Genomic DNA, 5,253 nt, shown 5'->3' with positions numbered 1-5,253 from the left:
GGTGGAGTACTCGTATCCGCGTCCGCCCGTCATGCCGCGCGGCGACTTGTCGACGTAGTCCTGGAAGGGGAGGAAGTTGACGGCCGCCATCACGAACCCGAACGCCACCGCAGCGACGCCCAGCGCCGCCACCTTCCCCAGCCGCGCCGGCTCGCGGTGCACGCGCAGCGACACCAGCAGGAAGACGGACCACACCCCCGCCGCCAGCAGCAGGTAGTACGCGTTCTGGATCTGGAAGGAGAGCAGCGCCAGTCCCACCGTCGCCCCCGCGCCCACGAACGGAGCCACCGCGGCCGTGCGGATCCCCCGGTGCAGGAAGCAGAAGAGCAGGGGAGCCAGGGTGACCACGATGATGCGCCCGTCGTGGCCCGCGTACACCCACGACGTCAGGATGCCCGTCCACTGGAAGGCCAGCCCCACCACGAACGCCACCCACGCGCGGCACCCCATCTCGCGTCCCAGCAGGTACATCCCCCAGCCCGCAATTCCGAACTGGATCCAGAAGAGCAGGGGAAAGAACAGCCGCGTGGAGCCGGCGAAGTCAGCCAGCCAGCGCACGGGATAGTAGGTGCTGCCGGGATTGGAGAAGAGCGGCAGCCCGCCGTACACGTGCGGCACCCACTCGGGGAGCCCGCCGGAACCGGTCTTCTGGGTGATGAAGTCGTAGTAGAAGAAGCCCGACTGCGTGTAGTCGGTCCCGAAGATGTGCCGCCCGGGAAGGAACGCGGGGAGAAAGTACAGCAGCGCCAGCGCAAAGTAGAGCGCGGCGGCCCAGCCGGCGCCCAGCCGGGGCTCGGTTTCGGCGGGGGCGCCCACCGGCGGGCGGCGGGGCGGGGGAGCGGTCTTCTTCATCGGGATGCTCGGGAACGGGACGCGGGGCGCCCCTCGGCGATTCGGTGGATGAACTGCAGGTGGTCCGCCGCCACGGCGTTCCAGCGGAAGCGCTCGGCCGACACGCGGGCCGACGCCGACAGGGCCTCGCGCGCGGCGCGGTCGTCCAGCAGCCGCGCGGCGGCGGCGGCCAGCGCGGCTGCGTCGCCGGCGGGGACGGTGACGCCGCCGCGGGGCGCGTCGACGACTTCGGGAAGCGAGCCCGCGGCGGCCGCGACGAGGGGAACGCCCGCGGCCATGGCCTCGGCCGCCACCATGCCGAAGCCTTCGAAGCGCGACGGCATCAGCTGCACGGCGGCGCCGGCGAACAGCGCCTGGCGCTGGGCCTCGCTGACCGCGCCCAGCATGCGGACGTTCCGGTCGATGCCCAGCTCGCGCGACATCGCCGCCACCCGCTCGGCGTCCTTGCCGCGACCCGCGATGCGCAGCTCCAACTCGGGCCGCTGGCGGATGAGAAGGGCGAATGCCTGCAGCAGGGTATCCAGCCCCTTCTGGAAGACGTCCAGGCGCCCGAAGTACAGCAGGTACCCTTCCGGGCGGCGGGGCAGGTCGAACAGCTCGTCGGGGACGCCGGCGTACACCATGTCGATGGGCACGCCGGGGGCGATGACCCGCAGCAGGTCGCGCGTGGCCAGCGAGGTGGCGCTCAGCCGCGCGGCCCGGCGGATCATCGACGTCTCCAGCCGCCCGATGGCCGGCGCCAGCACCGGCCCCCACCGCTCCCGCGCCGTGGGCCCGCTCACGTGGTGCACGGTGATGCCGGCCGGGCGATCGAACGGGACGAAGACGGGGGTGTAGGTGGAAAAGTCGAACACCGCCGCGTCGTACTCCGCCGACCTCAGCAGGGAGTTGGCCGCGCGGGCGTACGTCAGGCGGCTCCACGCGTACGGGCCCGCCGCGCCCAGGCGCAGGTAGCGCACCCCGTCCATCGTCTCGTCCCGGGCGCCGGGATAGCTTCCCGTCGCCACCGTGGCCTCGACGTCGGGCGCCAGGTGACGGTACAGCTCGAAGACGCGCACGGCGCCGCCGCCCGCCACCCAGGGGTTGGCGGGGTCGTCGTAGATGACGTGAAGAACCCGCGGCTTCACGGGTCGCGGCGGGCGATGAAGAAGTTGCTGCCGATGGCCACGTCCCACATCAGCCGCATCGCCGGGTTCTGGAAGGGCCAGCGGCGCGACCCGAAGTACCCCGCCAGCTTCCGCTTCAGCCCGGGCCTCACCTCTTCCGGCCGGGCGATGCGGTTGCGCAGGTAGTGCACCCACAATTCGCGGGGCGGCACCGCGATGGAAAAGCCGGCGGCGCGCAGCATCCGCTTGAGGGTGGGGCGGGTGGGGATCACCCCCACGTCGTACGTTCCCTCTCCGCCGCCGCGCAGCTTTTCGAAGTACCAGATCTGCATCCGCCGCGGCATCAGCACCAGGCCGGCCAGGTCGTAGTGCGGGTCGTTCCACAGGCTGTACGCCGAGAACGGCTTGGGGGTCACCATGTACAGCAGCCCGCCCGGCTTCAGCACGCGGCGGATTTCCAGCAGCGTCTTTTCGCGGTCGGTCACGTGCTCCAGCACGTTGTCCAGGATCACCAGGTCGAACGACGCATCCTCCCACGGCAGCGCCTCGGCGACGCCGCTGCGCAGGTCCACTTCCACGCCGTGCTCCTCGGCCCGCAGCCTTCCGCGCTCCAGGCTCTTTTCGTCGAGCTCGATCCCCGCGCAGCGGGCGCCGCGCTCGGCGAAGGCAATCAGCACCCCCGCGTCGCCGCAGCCGATGTCCAGCACCCGGGCCCCCGCGGTGGCGAAGCCGGGAACGTACTTCTGCAGCGTATCGACCACGTAGAACCCGCGCGCGTACTCGCTGACGTACAGGTTCTTCCAGGTGTCGAAGTTCTCGGAATTCCACCAGCCGGCGCGCTCGGCCTCGAGCGCCGCCAGGTAGCGGGGCTCCACGGCGGAGGTGTCGGTGCGGCTGACGCGTGCTTGGGTCGTCACGAGTGCGGATGCGTGGTGCGTGCGAAGGCCGGTCGGGGCGCGGCGGGTCCATCGCGGCCGGCCGGGAACCGGAAACCCCCTCCTCGCCACGCGGGATGCGTTCGCGAGAGGGGGTATTCTACGCGCAAAGCCCCGCGCGCGGGAGGGCGGTGCGCCCGGAGCGGCCGCGGCTAGCCGTCCAAGTCCCAGCGCAGCTGGTCGATGCCGGTGGTCCAGCCGGGGTCTTCGCCGTAGTGGCGGACGTCCGTCGCCAGAGATATCGCACACCTGCCGGGAGTTCGTCAGCGCCGGGCTACGCGCCGGTACACGTCCGCCAGCCGCCCCACGATCACGTTCCACGAGAAGCCGGCCTCCACGTCCTGCCGCCCGTGCACCCCCATCTCCCGGGCCGCTGCGGGGTCGTCCATCATCCGCTTGATGGCGTCCGCCAGGGGGCCCGCCTGGCCTGGAGGGACGAGAAAGCCGTTGCGCCCGTCGCGGACGATGTCGACGATGCCCCCCGCCGCGCTGGCGATGGTCGGCTTGCCGTAGCTCATGGCCTCCAGCAGCACCACGCCCAGCCCTTCGGTGTCGCCCTTGGCGTCGACGACGGCGGGAAGGACGAAGCAGTCGCAAGCGGCGATGCGCGCCTTGAGCTCGTCCTGGCTGACGAAGCCGTGGAAGACCGCGCGCTCGCCCAGCCCCAGCCGCGCCGCCTGCTCCTGCAGCCGCGGCCGCTCCGGCCCATCGCCCACGACGCGGAGGACGACGGGGCGCTCCGGCGGCAGCGTCGCCAGCGCATCCAGCAGCAGGTGCACGCCCTTGCGCTCCACCAGCCGCCCGACGAACAGCAACTCGAAGGGCGCGGCGGGGTCCGTGCGCGGGGGCGGAAGCTGCGCGGGCGGCTCCACCGAGGCGCCGAAGGGGATGATGGCCGGGTCCGCTCCGGGCACCTGCCGCCGCAGCCGGTCCGCAGTGTAGGTGGAGATCGCCGTCACCGCGTCGGAGCCGCGGACGATGCGCCGAAGCACGGGGGAAAGGAACGGCAGCTCCTTTTCCATCCACGTCAATTCCACGCCGAAGAACGTGGATACCAGCGGCACCCCCGAGGCGCGCTTGGCCGCCAGCCCGATCACCCCGTGGGGCAGGGGCCAGAAGGCGTGCACCACGCCGAAGCGCCCCGTGCGCGCCAGCCGCGCGGCGGCGAGCGATCCGGAGGCGACGTAGCCGGGGACGAGGCCCAGGAACGCGGGCTTCTCGCGGATGCGGTCGGGCGCCGTCTGGTCGTGGGTGAGCGTTTCCCACGGGCGCGGCGCGTAGCGAAAGCGGTGGACCGTCACGCCGTCCACCGTCTGCGCCTGCAGGCCCCGGTAGGCGGGCGCCAGCACCTCTACGTCCACGCCCAGCGGCCGCAGCCGGCGAATGGTTTCCACCATCCAGGGCGTAATGACGTCGTCCGGGTCTCGCGGATAGGCCGAGACCAGGTACAGTACCTTCACTTGTGGGAGGGGGAGCGCCGCGATAGGTTGTGCATCTGCCCAAACTAGGGGCTTTTCCCAGCAAATACAAGCACTCCCCACGCGTTCCGGACGTTTGCAGCGCGCCCTCGTCATCATCCCGACCTTCAACGAGAGCGAGAACCTTCCGCGCCTCGTTCCGTCGGTTCTCTCCCGCGATGAGCGGCTCGAAATCCTGGTGGTCGACGACAACTCGCCCGACGGAACCGGCCGCCTCGCCGAAGAGATCGCCGCGGCCGAGCCGCGCGTGCACGTCGTCCACCGCGCCGGAAAGCTGGGGCTGGGAACGGCCTACATCGCCGGCTTCAAGTGGGGGATCGAGCGCAAGTACGACATCCTGCTGGAGATGGATGCCGACTTCAGCCACGATCCCGCGCACCTGCCCCAGTTCCTGGAAGCGGTGCAGGACTACGACCTCGTCCTGGGCTCGCGCTACCTCCATGGCCGCGTCACCGTCGTCAACTGGCCGATGGGGCGCCTTTTGCTCAGCTACTTCGCCAACTCGTACGCCCGCTGGGTAACGGGGCTGCCCATCGCCGACGCCACCGGCGGATTCAAGTGCTTTCGGCGGCAGGTGCTGGAGGCCATCGAGCTGGACCGGGTGGAAAGCAACGGCTACGCGTTCCAGATCGAGATGAGCTTTCGCGCGTGGAAGAAGGGCTTCCGCCTGGGCGAAATCCCCATCATGTTCGTGGACCGCGACCTGGGCGAAAGCACGATGAGCAAGAAGATCGTCCGCGAGGCCGTGTGGCGCGTCTGGCGCCTGCGCTTCCTGGCGGCCACCGGGCGGCTGGACAGCCGCCCCGCGCTGCGCGCCTGAGCCCGGCCGCCGGGGCCCTTTTCTCTTCCGCCGACACCGCATGCCCGAATCCGCACCCCGCT

General features: G+C 71.1%; 5 protein-coding genes. 1 reads left to right on the top strand and 4 read right to left on the bottom strand.

Annotated elements, in window-relative coordinates; translation table 11 throughout:
- From VIB55_RS18650 to VIB55_RS18635, 4 genes are all read right to left on the bottom strand, one after another.
- Positions 1 to 852 (bottom strand): hypothetical protein (locus VIB55_RS18650; protein WP_331878179.1); only part of this gene is annotated, 852 nt, incomplete at its 3' end.
- On the bottom strand, positions 849 to 1,979 hold the full coding sequence (locus tag VIB55_RS18645; RefSeq protein WP_331878178.1) for a glycosyltransferase family 4 protein: 1,131 nt from the start codon (positions 1,977 to 1,979) through the stop codon (positions 849 to 851). The genes VIB55_RS18650 and VIB55_RS18645, both read right to left, overlap by 4 nt.
- The gene (locus VIB55_RS18640) at positions 1,976 to 2,875 is read right to left on the bottom strand and encodes a class I SAM-dependent methyltransferase (RefSeq protein ID WP_331878177.1); all 900 of its coding nucleotides are present in this window, start codon (positions 2,873 to 2,875) and stop codon (positions 1,976 to 1,978) included. Before VIB55_RS18640 ends, VIB55_RS18645 begins: the two co-directional genes overlap by 4 nt.
- Positions 2,876 to 3,156: 281 nt before the next feature.
- Positions 3,157 to 4,353 carry a glycosyltransferase family 4 protein gene (locus tag VIB55_RS18635; protein WP_331878176.1) on the bottom strand — a complete coding sequence of 399 codons (1,197 nt, stop codon included), beginning with the start codon at positions 4,351 to 4,353 and terminating at the stop codon, positions 3,157 to 3,159.
- A gap of 94 nt (positions 4,354 to 4,447) precedes the next feature.
- Between VIB55_RS18635 and VIB55_RS18630 the strand changes: the two genes are divergently transcribed.
- Positions 4,448 to 5,191, top strand: coding sequence for a polyprenol monophosphomannose synthase (locus VIB55_RS18630; protein WP_331878175.1), 744 nt, complete (start codon positions 4,448 to 4,450; stop codon positions 5,189 to 5,191).
- Positions 5,192 to 5,253 lie beyond the last annotated feature (62 nt).

Source organism: Longimicrobium sp., from assembly GCF_036554565.1.
In the GTDB taxonomy this organism is placed as follows: Bacteria; Gemmatimonadota; Gemmatimonadetes; order Longimicrobiales; family Longimicrobiaceae; genus Longimicrobium.
Note: the sequence above shows the minus strand (reverse complement) of the source record. Positions and strands in the feature narration are given on the sequence as shown.